General features: G+C 56.5%; 21 protein-coding genes and 1 riboswitch. Of the genes, 11 read left to right on the forward strand and 10 right to left on the reverse strand.

Features of this window, described 5'->3' with window-relative positions:
• Positions 1 to 5: 5 nt before the first annotated feature.
• On the reverse strand, positions 6 to 779 hold the full coding sequence (locus A3L12_RS07970; RefSeq protein WP_088883118.1) for a serine protein kinase RIO: 774 nt from the start codon (positions 777 to 779) through the stop codon (positions 6 to 8).
• A gap of 18 nt (positions 780 to 797) precedes the next feature.
• Complete coding sequence (gene eif1A / locus A3L12_RS07975; protein WP_088883119.1) at positions 798 to 1163, reverse strand: translation initiation factor eIF-1A; 366 nt, start codon at positions 1161 to 1163, stop codon at positions 798 to 800.
• Positions 1164 to 1347: 184 nt separating this feature from the next.
• Here eif1A and A3L12_RS07980 point away from each other — a divergent pair, with 184 nt between their 5' ends.
• From A3L12_RS07980 to rnhB, 5 genes are all read left to right on the forward strand, one after another.
• The gene (locus tag A3L12_RS07980) at positions 1348 to 2631 is read left to right on the forward strand and encodes a uracil-xanthine permease family protein (RefSeq protein WP_088883120.1); all 1284 of its coding nucleotides are present in this window, start codon (positions 1348 to 1350) and stop codon (positions 2629 to 2631) included.
• 5 nt (positions 2632 to 2636) lie between these two features.
• Positions 2637 to 3335 (forward strand): uracil phosphoribosyltransferase, encoded by a 699-nt coding sequence (upp, locus tag A3L12_RS07985; RefSeq protein ID WP_088883121.1) that lies wholly within the window; start codon positions 2637 to 2639, stop codon positions 3333 to 3335.
• Between the two features lie 132 nt (positions 3336 to 3467).
• Complete coding sequence (locus tag A3L12_RS07990) at positions 3468 to 4256, forward strand: metal ABC transporter ATP-binding protein (RefSeq protein ID WP_088883122.1); 789 nt, start codon at positions 3468 to 3470, stop codon at positions 4254 to 4256.
• A 1-nt stretch (position 4257) separates the two neighbouring features.
• Entirely contained in the window at positions 4258 to 5088 is an 831-nt protein-coding gene (locus A3L12_RS07995; RefSeq protein WP_088883123.1) for a metal ABC transporter permease, read from the forward strand.
• On the forward strand, positions 5085 to 5780 hold the full coding sequence (rnhB, locus tag A3L12_RS08000; RefSeq protein WP_088883124.1) for a ribonuclease HII: 696 nt from the start codon (positions 5085 to 5087) through the stop codon (positions 5778 to 5780). The genes A3L12_RS07995 and rnhB overlap by 4 nt, the downstream gene beginning before the upstream one ends.
• On the opposite strand, the gene A3L12_RS08005 is transcribed toward rnhB, so the two are convergent.
• Positions 5763 to 7145, reverse strand: coding sequence for a dolichyl-phosphate-mannose--protein mannosyltransferase (locus A3L12_RS08005; RefSeq protein ID WP_088883125.1), 1383 nt, complete (start codon positions 7143 to 7145; stop codon positions 5763 to 5765). The genes rnhB and A3L12_RS08005 overlap by 18 nt on opposite strands.
• A gap of 58 nt (positions 7146 to 7203) precedes the next feature.
• Here A3L12_RS08005 and A3L12_RS08010 point away from each other — a divergent pair, with 58 nt between their 5' ends.
• Positions 7204 to 8352 (forward strand): methyltransferase domain-containing protein, encoded by a 1149-nt coding sequence (locus tag A3L12_RS08010; RefSeq protein ID WP_088883126.1) that lies wholly within the window; start codon positions 7204 to 7206, stop codon positions 8350 to 8352.
• Here the strand turns inward: A3L12_RS08010 and A3L12_RS08015 are convergent.
• Complete coding sequence (locus tag A3L12_RS08015) at positions 8347 to 8535, reverse strand: PCNA-inhibitor (protein WP_088883127.1); 189 nt, start codon at positions 8533 to 8535, stop codon at positions 8347 to 8349. The two genes, A3L12_RS08010 and A3L12_RS08015, sit on opposite strands and share 6 nt — an antisense overlap.
• 126 nt (positions 8536 to 8661) lie before the next feature.
• Here A3L12_RS08015 and glmS point away from each other — a divergent pair, with 126 nt between their 5' ends.
• Both glmS and A3L12_RS08025 read left to right on the forward strand, forming a co-directional pair.
• The gene (glmS, locus tag A3L12_RS08020; protein ID WP_088883128.1) at positions 8662 to 10470 is read left to right on the forward strand and encodes a glutamine--fructose-6-phosphate transaminase (isomerizing); all 1809 of its coding nucleotides are present in this window, start codon (positions 8662 to 8664) and stop codon (positions 10468 to 10470) included.
• A gap of 10 nt (positions 10471 to 10480) precedes the next feature.
• The gene (locus tag A3L12_RS08025) at positions 10481 to 13345 is read left to right on the forward strand and encodes a peptide transporter (protein WP_088883129.1); all 2865 of its coding nucleotides are present in this window, start codon (positions 10481 to 10483) and stop codon (positions 13343 to 13345) included.
• Between the two features lie 63 nt (positions 13346 to 13408).
• On the opposite strand, the gene A3L12_RS08030 is transcribed toward A3L12_RS08025, so the two are convergent.
• The 4 genes from A3L12_RS08030 to A3L12_RS08045 are packed head-to-tail and all read right to left on the reverse strand — an operon-like array spanning position 13409 to position 15357.
• A complete protein-coding gene (locus tag A3L12_RS08030; RefSeq protein ID WP_088883130.1) occupies positions 13409 to 14080 on the reverse strand; it encodes a class I SAM-dependent methyltransferase in 672 nt (223 codons plus the stop codon).
• Between the two features lies 1 nt (position 14081).
• On the reverse strand, positions 14082 to 14363 hold the full coding sequence (locus A3L12_RS08035; protein ID WP_088883131.1) for an MTH1187 family thiamine-binding protein: 282 nt from the start codon (positions 14361 to 14363) through the stop codon (positions 14082 to 14084).
• Positions 14363 to 14650, reverse strand: coding sequence for a ubiquitin-like small modifier protein 1 (locus tag A3L12_RS08040; RefSeq protein ID WP_394335077.1), 288 nt, complete (start codon positions 14648 to 14650; stop codon positions 14363 to 14365). Before A3L12_RS08040 ends, A3L12_RS08035 begins: the two co-directional genes overlap by 1 nt.
• A 41-nt stretch (positions 14651 to 14691) precedes the next feature.
• Positions 14692 to 15357 (reverse strand): adenylate kinase, encoded by a 666-nt coding sequence (locus tag A3L12_RS08045; RefSeq protein ID WP_088883133.1) that lies wholly within the window; start codon positions 15355 to 15357, stop codon positions 14692 to 14694.
• A 55-nt stretch (positions 15358 to 15412) separates the two neighbouring features.
• Here A3L12_RS08045 and A3L12_RS08050 point away from each other — a divergent pair, with 55 nt between their 5' ends.
• A complete protein-coding gene (locus A3L12_RS08050; RefSeq protein ID WP_088883134.1) occupies positions 15413 to 15859 on the forward strand; it encodes a single- stranded DNA-binding family protein in 447 nt (148 codons plus the stop codon).
• 23 nt (positions 15860 to 15882) lie between these two features.
• Here the strand turns inward: A3L12_RS08050 and pyk are convergent, their stop codons facing one another.
• Positions 15883 to 17319 carry a pyruvate kinase gene (gene pyk / locus A3L12_RS08055; RefSeq protein WP_088883135.1) on the reverse strand — a complete coding sequence of 479 codons (1437 nt, stop codon included), beginning with the start codon at positions 17317 to 17319 and terminating at the stop codon, positions 15883 to 15885.
• Positions 17320 to 17414: 95 nt separating this feature from the next.
• Here pyk and A3L12_RS08060 point away from each other — a divergent pair, with 95 nt between their 5' ends.
• Both A3L12_RS08060 and A3L12_RS08465 read left to right on the forward strand, forming a co-directional pair.
• Positions 17415 to 17894 (forward strand): peroxiredoxin, encoded by a 480-nt coding sequence (locus tag A3L12_RS08060; protein ID WP_088883136.1) that lies wholly within the window; start codon positions 17415 to 17417, stop codon positions 17892 to 17894.
• Positions 17891 to 18013 (forward strand): hypothetical protein, encoded by a 123-nt coding sequence (locus A3L12_RS08465; RefSeq protein ID WP_257788807.1) that lies wholly within the window; start codon positions 17891 to 17893, stop codon positions 18011 to 18013. Before A3L12_RS08060 ends, A3L12_RS08465 begins: the two co-directional genes overlap by 4 nt.
• A gap of 98 nt (positions 18014 to 18111) precedes the next feature.
• On the opposite strand, the gene A3L12_RS08065 is transcribed toward A3L12_RS08465, so the two are convergent.
• A complete protein-coding gene (locus A3L12_RS08065; RefSeq protein WP_088883137.1) occupies positions 18112 to 18798 on the reverse strand; it encodes a peptidase M54 in 687 nt (228 codons plus the stop codon).
• Between the two features lie 78 nt (positions 18799 to 18876).
• Positions 18877 to 18948, forward strand: a riboswitch (Fluoride riboswitch).
• Positions 18949 to 18959: the final 11 nt, after the last annotated feature.

Here is an 18959-nt window from a genome sequence, read left to right on the forward strand (position 1 = left end):
ACCCTCTATTCGATGAGTTCGCGGAACTTCTCATCCGGATCGTCAACGTCCACGCCCTTCCTACCGAAGTAGTTTATGACGTTGTGCAGGTCGCGCCTGAGCAGTTCGAGGCTCATGCGGTTCCTCCTTACGGTCGCCTGAGACCAGTCGATTATAACGGGTCCATCGTGGATCAGGATGTTGTACTCGCTCAGGTCACCGTGGACCATGCTTCCCCTTTTCCAGAGCCTCTCTATGGCATCGATCGTGAAGTCGTAGAGTTCCCTGAAGTCCCGGGGCTCAAGTTCCTTCTCCGCATCCTTCAACCGCGGGGCTGGAAGTTCATCCCCAACGAACTCCATCACCAGGATGTTGTTGCGAAAGGCCAGCGGTTCCGGAACCCTTACGGCGTACTTTATCGCCCGCTGAAGGTTCTTGTACTCCCTTCGGGTCCAGATGAAGACGAGCTTCCTCAGGTCCTTCGGTAGGTAGCCGAACCTCGGATCCGCGGCAAGGTACTCCCACATCTTCCTGAACTGCGTGGTGTAACTCCTGTAAACCTTCACCGCTATCCTATTCCCCTCGCTATCAACGCCTGCAAAGACGTTGGCTTCCTTGCCGGTGCTGATGACCCCATGGAGTTCTCCGATCTTCCCGCGCCTGTGCAGATAGGCGAGGCTCTCCTTCGTGGTTTTGTCGAAGACCTCGTTGACTATCCTGTAGAGCTCGTCCCCCTTCTCCCGTTTTTCCCTGAGGCCGAGTACCTTTTCGATCTCCCTTTCGATGAGATCCTCGTGCATCCCCATCACTCTTGCCCTTCAGAAGAGCCCTTCGCCGCCGGCAAGGAAGTCCTGACTTATCTTGCCCCTCCTGAGGAGCCAGTCCACCTGAGTTCTGGTGTAGCGGTAAACTATGTCGCCCCTCTTATCGCTCTGGACGGGCCATGGACGGACTATGACGACGTCACCAACGCGCGTCCACATCCGTCTCCTGAGCTTGCCTGGGATCCTGCACCTCCTGATCTTCCCGTCCTCGCAGCGAACGTCCATCCAGCTCGCGCCGAGTGCCTGTTCAACCACTCCGAAGAGCTCCCCCTCCCTCGGCAGGCGAACGCGTATAACCTCATCACCCTGAACCTGCCGGTTGTCCTTCTTTTTTCTGTTGTTTGCCCCGTGATACGCCATGAGCATCACCTCCAGCAGATAGGTGCCCACCCTTATAAACCTGAGCCTTGCAGAAATTTTTCAGCAGGAGTAGGAGGCGGTTTTTTAAAATTTTTGCATAGGACCTCTGTGAATGAACTGTGCCACGGGGCATCCCTGCCGCAAACTTTTTAAACCAGAATCCACTCCACTCGAGCGGGCTTTAATGGCCAATGGAATGAAAGTTGGAATCGAAGAGAAGGTTGAAACTAAAAAGGCCCTTCTTCTGGGAATCCAGCACGTCCTTGCGATGTTTGGAGCGACGGTAACGGTGCCACTTGTTGTGGGCACAGCGATAGGACTCCGGACGCAGGAGATAGCGCTCTTAATTCAGGCAGTGCTCCTGGCCATGGGCATAGCAACGATCCTTCAGACCACGTGGGGCTCACGCTATCCAATAGTGCAGGGCTCGAGCTTCGCCTTCATACCGGGTTTGATGAGCATAGGGGCAAAGCTTGGACTGGCAGCGGTTGAGGGAGCCCTCCTCGTTGGAGGGCTCCTGGAAGCCTTGGTCGGTGGTCTCGGCATAATCGGGAAGGTCAAGAAGCTCTTTTCACCTGTGGTTACGGGAGTCACCATAATGCTCATAGGATTCAGCTTAGCCAACGTTGCCGTGAAGTACACGTTCAACTTCTATGCCGACCCAAGCGGGGCGAGCATCCCAAAAGCGACTCTAATAGCCCTGATAACGTTTGCAACTACAGTATACGTAGCTCTCAGAGGTAGGGGGAGCTTGAGGGCGATGCCCGTTGTTATAGGAGCGTCTGTTGGTTACGGGGTTAGTTTAATACTTGGGATGGCCGATCTAAGCCTTGTAAAAGAGCTCCCGCTCTTCAGCATTCCAAAGCCGCTTCCATGGGGAACCCCGACCTTCGAAGCAACCGCAATAATAACGCTCCTCTTCGCCTTCATGGTGAGTATAATAGAGAGCGTCGGGGATTACCATGCTATATCCGCGATAGCGGAGGCACCCATAGAGAACACGAACATAAACAGGGGCATAATGAGCGAGGGGGTCTCGTGCATGATAGCGGGTGCACTGGGAGCCTGTGGAACCACGAGTTATTCTGAAAACATAGGACTCGTTGCACTAACAAAGGTTGCGAGCAGGCAGGTTGTGCAGATTGGAGGAGCGATTTTGATTTTAACCTCTCTAATCCCGAAGTTTTCGGGAATTCTGGCATCAATACCCGCCCCGGTGCTCGGTGGACTAACGACGGCGCTCTACGGGATGATAAGCGTAACGGGGTTAAGGCTAATAAAGGACAGGGTTGAGCTCAACGATAGGAACACACTGATAATAGCGAGCGCCCTCATACTGGGGCTCGGAGCTCCCCAGCTGCCGCCCGAGTTTCTGGAGCACTTTCCCCGGCTTGTAGGGAGCATACTGGAATCGGGTATGGCGGTTGGAGCTCTGACCGCTGTGGTACTGGATCAGGTGTTGAGGTGATGGAAATGATGGAGGATAAGAGATGGAAGGGGGTTTACTCCTTCGAGGATTCGCCCTTCATAATGGAGATACTCACGGAGCTGAGGGATAAGGATACGGACAGCATATCCTTTAGAAAGGGACTTGTGAAGCTCGGAAGGTACATGGGCTATGAGCTCACGAAAACGATGGAAGTGGAGAAGATAAAGGTCGAGACCCCCCTTGAGGAAACGGAAGGGGTTGTGGCGAAGGATAGAAAGAACGTGGTGATAATAACCGTTCTAAGGGCTGCGATTCCACTCATGGAAGGACTGATAAAGGTCTTTGAGAACGCAAGGGTGGGCATCATTTCAGCCTCGAGGGGGAAGGCGCCAGAATTTGAGATTGAGATGAAATACGTGAAGGTTCCCCAGATAAAGCCTGAGGACACGTTGATAATCGCGGACCCCATGATCGCGACGGGCTCGACTCTAACGAAGGTGCTGGAAGAGGTCAAAAAATACGGGAAGCCAAAAAGGGTCATAATTCTGGGAGTTCTGGCCGCTCCCGAGGGGATAGAGCGGATAAAGAAGGAAAATCCAGAGGTTGAAATATTCGTCACGAAGGTGGACAGGGAGCTCAACAAAAAGGGCTACATCCTCCCGGGACTCGGAGATGCCGGGGATAGAGCCTTTGGCGCCCCAGTAAAGGTCTCAACACTCCCCCAGATGCACACCATTGAGTGATCTCTCCCAGAACCTTCTTATTTTCCTTCCTCCGGCTCGCTTTTTTTAACCGCTCGAACGGTTTGCCCTTTCAGGTTCTCCCGCACGTAAAGGTTTAAAAGATGCCGCCTTAACCAGAAACCCGGGAGGCCGATGGCGGTTGTAAAAGCTGAGAACCTAACCGTGACCTACGGTAACAGACCAGCCGTGGAAGGGGTCACCTTCGAACTTAAAGAGGGAGAGACGCTTCTCCTCCTCGGACCGAACGGGGCGGGAAAGACGACGCTCCTCAAAACGATAGCCTGTTTCCACAGAGAGTACTCGGGGGAACTCAGGGTTTTCGATAGATCGCCCTGCGAGGCGAGGGACCTGATAGGCTACGTCCCCCAGATCCAGACGATAAACGTAAAGGTCCCCCTGACGGTTCTGGAGGTAGTCGCCATGGGGGCCGTTTACAGGAGGGGCTTCGTGCACTTCAAACTGCCACCTGAGATCATAGAAAAGGCCAAAAGGGTCCTTGGCTTCGTGGGACTGTCGGACCTTGAGGAAAAACTCTTCCGTGAGCTCTCCGGCGGACAGAGACAGAGGGTTCTTCTGGCGAGGGCCCTGATAAGCGATCCGAAGCTGCTCCTCCTCGACGAGCCCCTCTCCGCTCTGGATCCGAGCGCGAGAGTTGAGGTTGCAACCGTTCTTGGAAGAATAAAGCGCGAGAGGGGCATAACCATGATGGTGACCACCCACGACATAAACCCCCTGCTCGAGATAGGCGACAGGATCATGCTCCTGAGCAAAAGGCTGGTAGCCTTTGGAAAGCCTGAAGAGGTTCTGAAGGATTCCCTAATCAAGTCCGTCTACGGTCCCCTCGCGAGGGTCGTGCCCGTTGAGGACAGACTCTTCTGCATAACCGGGGACGCGCACGTCCACGCCACGGGGGTGAAATGAGTTGATTCCCGAATATCTCCTGAGGGCGATCCTTGCCAGCATCGTGGTCAGCGTCCTCCTCGGAACGCTCAGTCCCCTGATCAACACGAAGGGGCTGGCCTTCCTCACCCACGCCCTCTTCCACGCACTTCTCTTCGGCGCCGTTCTCGGGATGATACTCGGGCTCCTCCTCTCGAACATCGCGCTCGTAACGGCCACCGCCCTGATCGTGACGGTTCTGGTGGTCCTCCTCATAGCCTGGCTCGAAAGGGCCGGCTTCTCCCCGGATTCAGCGGTTGGGATAGTTGCGAGCTTCGTGGCGGGTCTGACCGTCCTCGGCTTCGGCGTTCTGTACAGGGTCATGGCGAGCAGGCCCTACTTTCCCCTTAGCCAGAACATCGTTTCCTACCTCACGGGTGAGATATTCCTGATAAGTCTGAACGACCTCACGGTGCTCGTCTTCGGCGGTGCACTGCTCTTCTTCGTCCTTCTCCTCCTCTACCGGGACTTCCTGTACCTCAGCTTCGATCCCGAGGGGATTGAGAGCTACGGGGGCAACGTGGGGGCCTACCTGATGACCCTCTACGTCCTCGTGGGTGCGACAGGGGCTTTGATAGTTCAGACGGTCGGACTGATCACACTGCAGGTGGTTGCCGTCCTCCCCGGTGCAATAGCCCTCATGGTGAGTTCGAACGTGAGGAAGGTGCTCGCCGTTAGCGTGGCGCTCACCCTTGCGGTACAGCTCTCCTCGGTGGCTCTGGCTTACCTGACCGACATACCGCCGAGCGGTCTGGCAACGATAATGCTTGGAGTGGTTTACGGCGGACTTCTCCTCCGGGGGGTGAAGGCTTGAAGCTCGCGGGCATCGACGAAGCCGGGAGGGGACCGGTAATAGGTCCCATGGTGGTGGCGGCCGTTGTGGTTGATGAGGAAAAAACCGAGGAACTCAGGAAGCTCGGGGTCAGGGACTCCAAGAAGCTCACGCCGAAGAGAAGGGCGGCGCTCTTCGATGAGATAATCAAAGTTCTGGACGATTACGTGATCCTTGAACTTTCACCCGAGGAGATAGATTCGCGCGGTGGGACGCTCAACGAGTTCGAGGTTGAGAACTTCGCCAGAGCCCTCAACTCGCTGGGCGTTAAGCCGGACGTCGTTTACGTAGACGCGGCGGACGTAAAAGAGGCCCGTTTCGGCGCCGATATTGAGCCGAGGCTGAACTTCAAGGCCAGAATAGTCTCGGAGCACGGGGCGGATGACAGGTTCATACCCGTTTCCGCGGCCTCGATACTGGCAAAGGTGACCCGTGACAGGGCGATAGAGAGGCTCAGAGAGGAATACGGCGAGATCGGGAGCGGTTATCCGAGCGATCCGAGGACGAGGGAATTCCTTCGGGAGTACTACGTAAAGCACGGTGAGTTCCCGCCCATAGTCAGGCGGAGCTGGAAAACCCTGAGGAAGATCGAGGGGGAAATAAAAGGAAGGAAGTCCAGCCGGAAACAGTACGGGCTGGACCGTTTCATCGGAGGCTCATCTCCTCAGCCATAACCTTATCCTGTCCTTCACCTCGAGAAGCCACTCCAGATAGAGCCACAGGGAATCGGTAAAGGCCTCCCAGCGGAGGAGTTCCTTCAGCGCGACCCCCATGACGATGGCCGCCGGCGGGACGAGGATCGTGGCGTAGAAGCTGAACTGCGTCGTTCCTCCGAGGACGTACTGGAGGGCGAAGAGGGCAACTATGCTCCAGAAGACGGAGTAGGGTATCAGTAGCTTTCCCCTCCTGCGGTAAAGCCACGGCAGGGCCAGCAGGAAGAGCACCATGCTGAGGAGCAGGAAGGGATCGGTCTGGGCGAAGACGTTGGGGTTGTAGTGGAAGGGGAAGGCTTTCCTGTTTATGAACCAGTCCCAGACGGGCGAAGCGGCCGGGTGGCCTCCCTTGGAGGAGAGGTGCCACCGAAAGCTGCCCAGAAGATCGCGCAGCCATTTCTCGAAGCCGATTCCCTCTATCGCCACGAGGTTCGGCAGGAGGAACCCGATGCCGGGAAGAATGGTTATGGTGAGGAGGAAGTTCCGCAGGTTCCTCTCCCTGAAGGCCCTGATAAGGAGCACCGGATAGCCGAAGGCCCCGCTGAGCTTGACCGCGGCGGCGAGGCCGAGGGAGAAGGCGGAGGATTTCCTCATGTCGTAGACGAGCAGGGTCGTGAACAGGGCCACGAAGAGGGCGACGTGGATGTCAAGCATGGCGGTGATTGCGGGGGCCTCGAGCGTTGGGTCCCCTATGGTGAAGAGGAGCGCTATAAGAGCCGCGAGGTAGCTTCCGCTAATCCTGTAGGTAGCTAAAATAACGAGGATGGCTATCAAAACGAAGGCCACTATGCCCGGAAGGCGCCAGTTTATCGGCCTGTCCTCGATGAGCATGCCGAGCATTATGAGGTCCTTTCCAAGGAAGGGGTGCTCGGTGTTCAGGTAGTTCTGGATGTTCTCCTTGTCAGGATACCTGTAACCCTTAACCACACTGTAGGCATCTGGAGGCAGCTTCTCCGAAAGGGCGCTCAAAAAGCCCCCAACGTTTCCCGCGGGTATCTCAAAGTAGAGGCCGGGGAACTTGAGGTATTCCCTCTCGTAGGTCGCGTTGTAGCGGATGGCCAGCTTTTCAACCTCGTACTGGTACTTTATCCGGGTACTCTTGTTTGAGAAGATGACGTTTATCCCCTCCGAGCCGGTGGTGTCGTTCACGTAGTGGAGCTCAACCCCGAGCCTGTGGAGGAGGTTCCTGCTCGCCGGGACGTACCACACCTCGTCACCGATGTAATCCCTCAGGTCTGGCCGGGAGGCGAAGTCGTAGAGGTACCAGAAGGATCCCCCCAGCATGATGGCCGAAAGCACGATGAAGGTGATTTTTCTCCAGTTCATTCCACCACCTGAGGAACATGGCGGATAACGTTTTTAAGTCTCTCTCCCAGTGGAGAACATGCTCGAAGGGATCACCGCGGAGGATATCGAGGAAGCCGTTGAGATGATAAAGGGCGGAAGGGAAAGAAAACTCCGCGAGAAGCACGGCGAGAAGTGGGAGCTCGTTGTGGAGGTGGCGAGGGCCAGAATAAGGGCCGGAGACAAGTTCTCGAGGAACGACCTCTGGATGGACCTGGAGGGCCTTCGCTACGCCACCCACGAGGCCGTGGCGAGGTACCGTGCCGAACGTCTGGGTGAGATGGGGGTTGAGAGCATAGCGGACGTCTCCTGCGGTGTTGGAATCCAGCTGATCTTCTACGCCATGAAGGTTAAGCGGGCCTACGGGATTGACATAGACCCCCTAAAACTCGAGTTCGCCCGAAGGAACGCCGAGATCTACGGCGTCAGCAACGTGGAGTTCATCAACGCCGATTCCCTGTCCCCGGAAACCGTGGAGAGGATCGATGCGGAGGTTATCTTCTCCGATCCGGCCAGACCACCCGAGGCGCCGGAGAGAAGGCTTGAGGACCTGCTCCCGAGCCCCCTGAAGGTTTACGAGCTCTACAGAGCCAGAACCGACTCGTTCATCTTCGACCTGCCGCCGCAGATGGCTCGCGAAAGGGTCCCGTGGCGGGGCGAGTTCGAGTACATCGACCTCTTCGGGGCCCTCAACAGGCTGACCTTCTACACCGAACCCCTCGCCAGGGCCGAGAGGAGCGCCGTGATCCTGCCGGCCGGGGTCAGGCTCGAGAACGATCCGAACCTCGAGAACATCGTGGAATGGTCGGATGAACCCGGGGAGTACCTCTACGAGATCCCTCAGGGCATCGATCGTGCGGACCTTATAAACGAGCTCTTCCACACCCTGAGGGCGGACGTAAGGATGCTCCTGCGCGAGAAGAGGCGCGTTCTTGCAACGGGAGATGAAGAACTCAGGAGTCCCTATCTCAAAAGGACCTACGCCATAGTTGGGATCGTTCCGTTCCATCCCCTCAGGATAAACGACCTCCTCAGGAGGGAGGGTTTCGGCAGAGCAACGCTCAGGGTAAGCGTGCCCGATCGGGACTACTGGAAGCTGAGAAAGAGGATAGAGGCGAACCTTAGAGGTGAAAGGAGGGCCTTCGTCTTCAAACTCGGCGAGAGGGCTATAGTGGCCGAGGAATTATAGGCCGTCTATCTTCGCGTTCCTCATCTTCTTGGAGCCGATCCTGAGCTTTTTGAAGTAGTTTATCTGTTCTTCGGGTAGGAAAGATTCCAGACTGGTTGATTTCAGGCGCCTCTTCTTTTTATCCGGTTCCCTTTCCTGACTCCCGGTCGCGTTCGCGAGAAAGTCGTCGAGCTTTCCGTCCATCGCCACACCCCCGTAGGTACGTTCCGCCCTATAAAGGTTTTTCCATCCCCCATATCGTGCTCAGGTGAGAAACCCTTTTAACCCCCCGGGTTTATCCGGGGAGGGAGTAAGGGGAGAGTGGATTCAATGTGCGGCATAATCGGTTACGTTGGAGATAGAAAGGCCTGTGAGGTTATAGTCAGGGGACTCAAGAGGCTCGAGTACAGGGGCTATGACTCCGCGGGTATCGTCACAGGGGATAACGGGAGGCTTTACATAAAGAAGGGTGCAGGGAGGGTTGACGAGCTCAGGGAGAAGCTCGGCTTCCTCCAGATGCCCGGGAAGATCGGCATAGGACACACGCGCTGGGCCACCCACGGCGTTCCGGACGATACCAACGCCCACCCCCACACGGACTGCACGGGGAGGATAGCCCTCGTTCACAACGGCATAATCGAGAACTTCTCCTCCCTGAGGGAATGGCTCGTGGAAAGGGGCCACACCTTCAGGAGCAACACCGATACGGAGGTCATAGCCCACCTCATAGAGGAGGAGCTTAAGTCAGGGGGGAGCTTTGAGGAGGCGATGCGCAGGGCCCTTCTGAGGCTCAGGGGTTCCTTCGCCCTCGGCATAATATACGCCGGGGAACCGGACAGGCTTTACTTCGTCAGGAACGAGAGCCCGCTGGTTCTGGGAATAGGGAGGGGCGAGAACTTCGCCGCGAGCGACGTTCCCGCGTTTCTTGAGTACACCAAAAGGGCGGTCTTCCTTGACGACGGGGAGTACGCCATCCTAACGAAGGACTCGTGGATCGTTAAGAACCTCTACACGGGGGAGGTCGTTGAGAAGGAGGTTCAGGAGATAGAATGGGATCTGGAGATGGCGGAGAAATCGGGTTACGAGCACTTCACCCTCAAGGAGATATACGAACAGCCCCGGGCCGTGAGGGATGCCATACACGGGAACGCCGAAGTCGTAAGGAAGGTGGCCGAGGAGATAGCCGGATACGACAGGATATTCATCGTGGCGATGGGGACTTCATACCACGCGGGCCTCGTCGCCAAGTACCTCTTCCAGAGGCTCACCCGCAGGGTCCCCATCGTTGAGGAGGCAAGCGAGTTCCGTTACGAGTTCGGTGAGATACTGAACGAGAGGGACCTCGTGCTGGCCATAACCCAGAGTGGGGAGACCGCCGATACCCTCGCCGCCATGAGGCTGGCCAAGGAGAGGGGGGCGAAGGTTCTCGCGATCGTCAACGTCGTCGGGAGCATGGCCACGAGGGTGGCGGATCTTACGCTCTACACCCACGCGGGGCCGGAGATAGGGGTGGCGGCGACCAAAACCTACACCACCCAGCTGACGGTCCTCACGATGCTGGCAATAGAGCTGGCGAGGATCCTCGGAACAACCGATGGAGAGGAACTCAGGAGGCTGGAGGAGAACCTTAAGGCCGTTCCAGAGCTGATGGAGAAGGTCCTCGGGCACGATGGAGCACTGAGGGAGCTCGCCGAAGGGCTCCTTGGGAGGGAGGATTTCTTCTACATCGCCAGAGGGATAAACGTTCCCACGGCCCTCGAGGGGGCCCTGAAACTGAAGGAGATAAGCTACGTCCACGCCGAGGGCCTGAGCGCCGGTGAGCTGAAGCACGGGCCCCTCGCCCTGCTCGAGAACGGTGTTCCCGTGGTGGCGATAGCACCGGGTGGAAGGACCTTCGACAAGATGGTGGCCAACATCGAGGAGGCCCGGGCGAGGGGAGCCCACGTGATAGGCCTCGGGGAGGAGCCGGAGCTCCGCGACATCTCGGACGTTTTCATCGAGATGCCCGGGATGGACGAACTCCTTACTCCTATAGTTTACGCCCTTCCACTGCAGCTTCTGGCCTATCACCTCTCCGTCCTGAGGGGTAACGACCCGGACAGACCGAGGAACCTTGCCAAATCCGTTACCGTTGAATGAGGTGGTAAAAATGGTCAAGACGGACGTTAAGGAGAAAAGGAAGGGGAGGAGGGAAAAGTCCTCTTCCGGAGCTTACTATGAAAAGTTCAAGGCCTACGGGCTACCCCTGATAGCCCTCCTGCTGGCTTACTGGGGTTTCAGGATAAGGAACCTCACCTCGAACTACAGGACCTTTCTCGACCCGGATACCTTCTTCCACTACGAGATGTACAGGCAGGCGATAACTGACTGGATCCCGAAGTACTTCGCCTACGCCGATCCCCCAACGGGGGTAAAGGCGGCCGGTTACCTTGGGCTCTACACCATACAGGCGGCCTTTTATAAGGTGGTCTCCGTATTTGGCTACGATCAACTCGGGGCCTTCAAGCTCTGGCCACCCTTCGTGGGGGCGGTTAGCATAATAGCCATTTACTTCCTCGGAAAGAAGCTCCACTCAAACTGGGCCGGCCTCTGGGCGGCCGCCTTCATGATGTTCTCCTACGCCAACTTCAGCAAGACCTACTCGGGCAACAACCGCGGTGAAGGGCCCTTCATGATGTTCTTCCTTATAGCAGTGTTCCTGCTCATGGCTTACCTCGACGAGAAGGAGTGGAACTGGAAGAAAATAGCCTCCGGGCTCTTCTTCCTCATCGCAAGCGTCCTCTACATGGCGGCATGGGGAGGAAGCGTCTTCGGCGTTGGAATACTCCTCCTCTTCGCGGGAACCACGATACTCGTTTACTTCATCTTCGGCCAGCTCGACGCCCTCAGGGTCTTCGTCAGGGACTTCTTCCCCCTCTTCGGCCTGTCGCTCCTCCTCGGGCTGGGCCTTTCCTACACGGGCTTCGTGGGCATAAGGGGCTTCCTCATCTTCGCCATAGAGGTCTTCGTGGCCCTGAGCCTTCTGGCGGGGATAATGCTCTACGGTGAAAGGTTCGGCCTCAACTACTCCGACGGGAAGCATCGCTTTGGAACGGTTCTGGCCATAGCCGTTGTCGGTTTTCTGGCTTTCTACGGCTACTTCGGCAGGGATCTTGCAAAGTTCCTCGGGGGGGCCACGCAGTCGAACCCGCTCTACCAGACGGTGGCGGAGCTCGCAAAGACCGACTGGGACACGATAAAGGGCTACTACAGCGTCAAGAGTAAGGACGCCCTGATGTTCCTCCTCTCGGTGGTCGGCTTCGGTATAGTTGCCGCAAGGTTCGTGAGGAAGCTGGTCAGGAACGATCTTACGGGCCATAAGGAGATATTCCTCTTCGCCTACTACCTCGGTTCCGTATACCTTCTTATCTTAGCCGTCCGTTTCGTGTTTCAAGCTTCGGGAGCCATACTCCTGCTCGCTGGAGTGGCCGTTGGGGAGATCTTCCTCTACGTTGAGGCCATGAGGGAAAGCGTCTCCACGAAAGCCCTCTACGCGGTCCTGCTGGTGCTCCTCTTCGTCCCGCTTCCGCTGATAGGTGCCCAGTACACGGGGGGTATAGCGAAGAACACGGCGAAAAGCGGGGGGTCGGTTCCGACGGACTGGGTGAACGAACTCAACTGGCTCAGGAACAACAGCAACTCCCTCGACAGTGCAACGAGCTGGTGGGACTACGGCTACTGGATAGAGAGCTCCCTCCTCAGCCACAGGAGGAGCGCCACGGACGGTGGCCACGCTTACGACAGGCGTTACATAGTTGCGGACTTCTTCTCCCACTACGGCAACGAAAGTGAGGTGGATTTCGAGGCGTGGGAACTGAACTACCTGATAACATGGCAGCAGGACATATACAAGTTCAACGCCATAAGCTACCTCGGCGGTGCCATAACCTACGGGGAATACGAGCACAACCCGATGTTCCAGCTCCTCCCGAGGAATTACATCCAGTACAAAAACGAGAGCGGGAAGACGGTCGTTTACATAAACGCGGGTGAGTACTCCTACCAGCCCGCCATGACCATCGATCTCACGAACGGTCGGATGATAGCGGGCCGTGGAGACATCCCCTACGTCCTTTACGTCTTCTCCAATTACGGGCTGCTGGCCTATCAGAAGATAGCCTTCAGCAACTTCTTCCGGCTGGCGTTCCACATACCCTTCTCCTTCCAGCAGTGGGACGCTCAGAAGCTCTTTGCCAACTTCAAGCCGGCCCATAACTCCGGTGGTGTCTCCACTTATGAGTTCAGGCCCTTCGCGGTTTACAGGATCGACAGGTTCGACAACGGAACCTGGGAGCCGTTCTACAGCACCCTCAGTGGCGGAAAGCTCCCCATTGGAGAGCAGAGGCTCAGGCTGTGGATATCGGCCTTTGGAAGGGACGTTAAGAACGCCACGCTCATCTTCGAAGCCTACAACGGCAGTTCGCTTGTGGAGAGGGAAGTCCTCGCCGGGGGGCTGAACATGGACCACCTGAACGAGGTCCCGGTAGAGGTTAACCTGACGGTGCCCAACGCCACCGGCTACCGCTTCCTCCTCCTTCAGGACGGCCCCGTGGGGGTGCTCGACGGACCCGTCTACGTGGACGGAAAATCCGTTAACCCGAGCTACGTTCTCGATGAAGGGAGTAGCGGTGAGCTCAAACTCACCGCCGCCTTCAGGAAGGAGCATACCGTTGACCTCTACCTGAGGGCGAGCCTCGTCTATTACGTGGCGCCCAACGGGAAGGACATCTATCGGGATGAGTTCTACCTTGAACCCCATCAGGACATCGTAGCCTACGTTCCGGTGGAGAAGGGGATAAGCGTCGCCGCTGGCGACAACGGGATAACCGCTAAAGCATCGATGCCCCGGGACGTTTTCGAATCCTACATCAACGAACTCTACCAGAAGTACGGTAAGGATAAGGTCGTCGTGGTCAGAAAGCGCGTTGAGCCGATCTTCATAACGAAGAAGGCCTACGTCGTATGGGAGGGCTGACCCTCTCTTCAATATCTTATTTTCGACCGTTCCGACTCGCCAGTCTTATTGGTAGGGTTCTCTTCAGGGCTTGACCCCCCTCACGGCTATAAAGGCCGCGATGTTCTTCCATTCCCTGCAGAACCTCCTGTCAATTTTCTCCGCAAGGCCGTGGAAGGGCCAGAAGGAGGGGAAGAATATCACCCCGGCGCTCTCAACGTCCTTGAAACCGGCCTTCCTGAGGAGATCCTCGAGCTCTCCCGGTGTGTAGAAGCGGGCGTACCTGTAGGCCGTCTCAACGAAAAGGCTTTTTAGCCTTTTGAACAGAAACCACGCGCTTCTCCCGTTCATCGTGCCTATGAGCACCTCTCCACCCGGTTTTAGAACCCTCCATATCTCTTCCACAACCTCCTCGGGCTCGTGGATGAACTCGAACATCGTGACGCTGAGAACGAGGTTAAAGCTCCCGTCCGGGAAGGGCAGATCGCGGGCGTCCCCTTTGATGCAGTTCAGACCCTTTGAACGGGCGACCGAGAGCATGCCCTCGCTGGCGTCGAGACCGATAACTTCAAAACCCCTCCTCTTAAGCTCGAGGGTGTAGTTTCCGGTTCCACAGCCGAGGTCGAGGGCCCTTCCGGATCTGGAGCGCAGCATCGAGAAAACGAGCCACTTCTCGGTCCGGTCCACGTAACTGCCCGTCTTCGTCCCGTACCAGTCGTCGTACCTCCGGGCTATCCTGTTGAAGTACTCCGCCATGTTAGACCCTCATCTTTCCCTCGATCGTCAGGGGTTTATCGATCCTGTCATCGATCTTCAGGCTTATCACGACCCTCTTCGCCCCGGCTTTTAAAATGGCTTCGTGGCAGGCCTTAACGAGGTTGAGAATCTCCTCCACGGAACCCTCGACTACCGTCCCCATCGGGCACACCCTGTACTTGAGCCCGCTGGCCTTGATAACCTCTATCACGGGCTCGAGGTACTTTCCAACGCCCGGCGTGGAGGTTCCAAGGGGGAAGAGGCACAGCTCAGCTATGGCCATCACCCACCACCCGCGGGAGGGAATATGTGGACGACGTCATCATCCTTCAGTTCGGTCTCAAGGCCCTTCAGGTGGAGGACGTTGTGCCCGTTCACGAGTATCATTCCATCGACGGGCTTCTGCTCGTTGACGCGCTCCGTTTCAAGGAGCTCTTTTTTGATCTCAGGGTTGTAGTGCTTTGACAGGTACTCTATGAGCTCCCCCACAGTTTTAACGCTGTGGACCTCAACTTCCTTGGTGCCCATAAGCTCCCGGAAAGTCGCGTAAAACCTCACCCTCACTTCCATCACCGGTCTTTAATTCCCGGAAACCTTTAAGGCAGTTTTGCCTACCCGGATACGGATTCCCTGTTGCTTATGTAGTCCAGAAGGGGCCTTATCCTCTCCCAGACCTCCTCTATTCCACCGTGCCCGTCCACCCTGACGTAGATGCCCTGCTTCCTGTAGAACTTGATTATGGGCTCCATGTTTTTCACGTAGAGGTCGTACCTCTTTTTTACCACCTCTGGCCTGTCGTCCTCCCTCTGAACGAGCCTTCCGCCGCAGACGTCGCATTTCCCCGGGACCTTTGGAGGGTTGTATTTAACGTGATAAACGGCACCGCAGCTTGAACAGATCCTCCTTCCGGAGATCCTCTCGACGCTCTCCTTCTTTGAAATCGATATCTCCATGGCGAGGTCTATCTTCATGCCGTGGTCGTAGAGGTAGTTCTCGAGCGCCAGAACCTGCTCCGCTGTCCTCGGGTAGCCGTCTATTAGGAAGTTTTTTCTATCGCGCCTGAGCCGGGAGATTATCAGGGTGTTGACGACCGTGTCCGGTATCAGCTCTCCCCTCGCAAGATACCTTTCCATCTCGACCCCGAGGGGGCTCTTACGCTCGATCTCTGAGCGTATCATGTCCCCGGAGGATATGTAGGTGAGACCGTAGCGCTCGGTTATTCTCTGGGAATGGGTTGATTTGCCGCTTCCGGGCGGGCCGAATATGAGGACGTTCATGCCATCACCGGTAGTTATTTATGCATCAAACGATAAAACCTTTACGGGATGCCCTATGAGGCTGAGCACCGGTTTCGTCCGCGCTTCTGGATACGCGCATAAGGTGAGGCGCGTCCTCTTTGCGTTGACGAAGAAGAAGGTCGATCCGGGGGAAGTTCTCAGGGCGGCGGGGGAACTGAACCAGAGGATCTTTGAAAGGTTTCAGGAGCTCGGGGTTGACAGGGGTGACGTCGTGAGGATAACGGTACCCTTCAGGATAGAGAACGGTTCCATCCTGTGGGACTACGAGGGCCTGAACGTCGAGGTCTACAGAAAGGACAGGGAGAAGAACCTCGCGATGGCCATGGAAGAAGTCGAGGAACGCGAGAGGGAGCTCGAGAATACCGTGAAGGAGCTCGAGGAACTGGCACTTCGGCTCAAGGAGACTGTGGAGGACATGATCGAGAAGGTGGAGGAACTGAAGAGGGAGCACACCTCCCTCAAGCTCAGGGAAGAGGAATAAAGCCCCGGGGGTTCCTTTTCTCTTCATACCATGAATATCCTGATGGTGTTCGTCCCGGCGGTTCTGCCTATCGGCGTTCCCTTGGTCAGGAGGACGACGTCGTTGTCCTTCACTATGCCGAGGGACCTTATCAGGTCCAGTATCTCATCCTCGCTGGTTTCCTTTACGGTGAAGGGGTAAACGCCGTAGGAGAACATCAGCCTCCTTGCAACGGACTCCCTCGTTGCGAAGGCCAGAATCCACTGCTTCGGCTTGAAGCGGGATATGAGGCGGGCCGTTTCGCCGGTCCTCGTCGGGGTCAGGATGTACTTGATGTTCATCGAGGTCAGTGCCTCCATTATGCTCCTCGCGATCGTGTCCTTTATGGTACCCTTCTTGGGCCCTTTCTCGCTCAGGCCCGTCATCTTCCACTCGAGTATGCGGGTTGACCACTGGGATTCCCGGTAGGCCTCCGTGGCTTTCGATATCCTCGCCATCGTCCTGACGGCATCTACGGGATACTTTCCAACGGCCGTTTCCTCGGAGAGCATCACCGCATCGGTCCCGTCGAGGATCGCATTTGCCACGTCGGTAACTTCCGCCCTCGTCGGCAGCTTCTCCTCGGTCATGCTCTCCAGCATCTGGGTGGCGGTTATGACGGGTTTGCCCGCAACGTTGGCCCTGCTTATCATCTTCTTCTGGAGGATCGGGAGCTTTTCAATCGGCATCTCAACGCCCAGATCTCCCCTCGCCACCATTATCCCGTCGGAGGCGTTGAGAATGTCATCGAAGTTCCTCACGGCGTCGGGCCTCTCTATCTTGGCCACTATGAACAGGTCCCCGTTGTTCTCGCTGACGAACCTCCTGACCTTTATGATGTCGTAGGCGGAACCGACGAAGCTCACCCCCACGGCATCTATGCCCGTCTCGATGGCGAACCTGATGAACTCGAGGTCCTTGTCGGTTACCGCATCGATCGCCATTCTCGCCCTCGGCACGTTGATGCCCTTGTGGGAGAAGAGCGTTCCGCCCACGAGGACCTTACACACCACATCCTGCTCGCGAACGTCTTCCACGCGGAGCGTTATGAAGCCGTCGCTCAGGTAGATGAGGTCCCCTTTGGAGACCATCCGGGGAAAATCCTTGAACTGGACGGGTATCTCGGCCTCGGTCCCTATTACGTCCCTCGTCGTCAGAACGACCGTCTGCCACCGTCTCAGCGTAACGGAACCGCCCTGTATTTCACCAACGCGGATTTTTACGCCGGGAAGGTCCCCAAGAATTGCCACGGGGCGGTTCAGCCTCTCCGATACCTTCCTGACAAGTTCAACCGTTCGGGCGTGCTGGTCAAGATCGCCATGGGAGAAGTTTACCCTTGCAACGCTCATACCGGCTTTTATCATTTTCTCGATGGTGTCCTTCTTCATCGATGCCGGTCCAAGGGTGGCCACTATCTTGGTCTTATGGGGAGGGAGCCTCATGTTTTCACCTAAAAGTAGCACTCGCTCAATCTAAATAACCTTTTCCGCTCAAAAGGTTTATTAATTAGGACGACCTAACTATCTCGGTGATGGCCGTGAACCCTCTGGAGGTTAAGGTTATTGACGAAGACGGAAGGGAGGTAAGCCTCGGGGATGTCATCCTCGGGAAGTGGACGGTTCTCTACGTGTACTCAAAGGACAACACGCCCGGTTGCACCACCGAGGCCAGAGAATTCACGGAGCTTCTCCCGGAGTTCGGAAGGCTGGGCTTTGAGGTCGTGGGGGTTTCGAAGGATTCCCTGAGAAGCCACAGGAGGTTCAAGGAGAAGCACAACCTGAAGGTCCGGCTGCTCAGTGATCCCGGGGCGGAGCTGATAAGGGCCCTCGGGGCGTGGGGAAAGAAGAAGCGTTACGGAAAGGAGTACGAAGGGGTGATAAGGAGCACCTTCATCTTCAACCCGGAGGGGAAGATTGTGTGGAAGAAGATCAACGTCCGTGCAAAAGGGCACGCCGCCAGGGTGCTTGAAGCGGCAAGGAAGCTCGTGGAAGAATCACGGAAGGAAGTGACGCCATGAGGAAGGAACTTCTCACAGCGATCCATCCCCCCGAAATCAGGGAGATCCTGAAGAATTCCGGGGCCTGGGTAAACCTGAGGATCTGGAGAGCGGAGCCCTTTCACGGCATGCCCAGATAGGGAATCATCGTCGAGGGCAATGCGGAGGAAGTGGAACGTTTCATGGAAATCCTAAGGCGCTCGAGGGCAGGGGGTTAGGTTTACCTGAAACCTCCGCCTTACCTCCCGGACCACTCAACGGCCCTCTTCAGGTCGATGAAGCACGAATCGCAGTAACCGAGCATCCGGGAGTCCCATTCCTCCATGCTCGACGGCGGGTTCATGACGCAGTTGTTGTTGCAGTGGCTCAGGCCGAAACCGTGGCCCACCTCGTGGAGAACTCCCTTGACGAGACGGTTCTTGAAAAGGCGTAGTTTCCGCCCCATAAGTTCCCGTTCTTCCTTGGATAGGTTCCCGCTCCCGGCCCTCCTCAGGAGTTCCGAAAGCCCCGGCGGTTCGAAGGGTTTTATCGAGAGGAGCATCACCCTCAGTTTCAGGATGGTCTCCTGTATTCCGAGGAACTTCTCATAGAAGTCGAAATAGGGGTTGCGGGAGACGAGGGGGAAGGCGGTGAGGGCGAATATCCTGCTCATTCTTATGCCCGTGTTCTCTATCTTGTTGAGGAGTCTGGCGTGAAGAACTTCCACGAGAACCTCCAGGGGATAGGCCCTGACGTTTCCCTCCGGGGTGCGTATGGTTATGAGGTAACCGGGCTCCAGCTTCATCTTTCCGACGTAAACGAACCTGATGGGTAAGTCGTTCTCCTTAAAGAAATGGTTAACCATCTCGAATACATCAAAGATGACCTCTTTTACCGGCCCGTTCTCCGTGAAGTTTTCCGTGTAGGTGAAGGCTATGAACTCCATGATTCCATCACGATGGGATGGGGCTTCTTCCCTATTAAATTTTTGTGCCGTAAACGTTTTAAGTGCCCCCCCTGAAGGTATAACCCGGGCGATGGCGTCCGCCGGGCTTCGAGCCGAACCGCCGGGAAGGCTAATGACGCCTTTTCTTTCGCCAGTAACCA

Origin of the sequence: Thermococcus sp. P6 (genome assembly GCF_002214525.1) — an archaeon.
Taxonomy (GTDB): Archaea; Methanobacteriota_B; Thermococci; order Thermococcales; family Thermococcaceae; genus Thermococcus.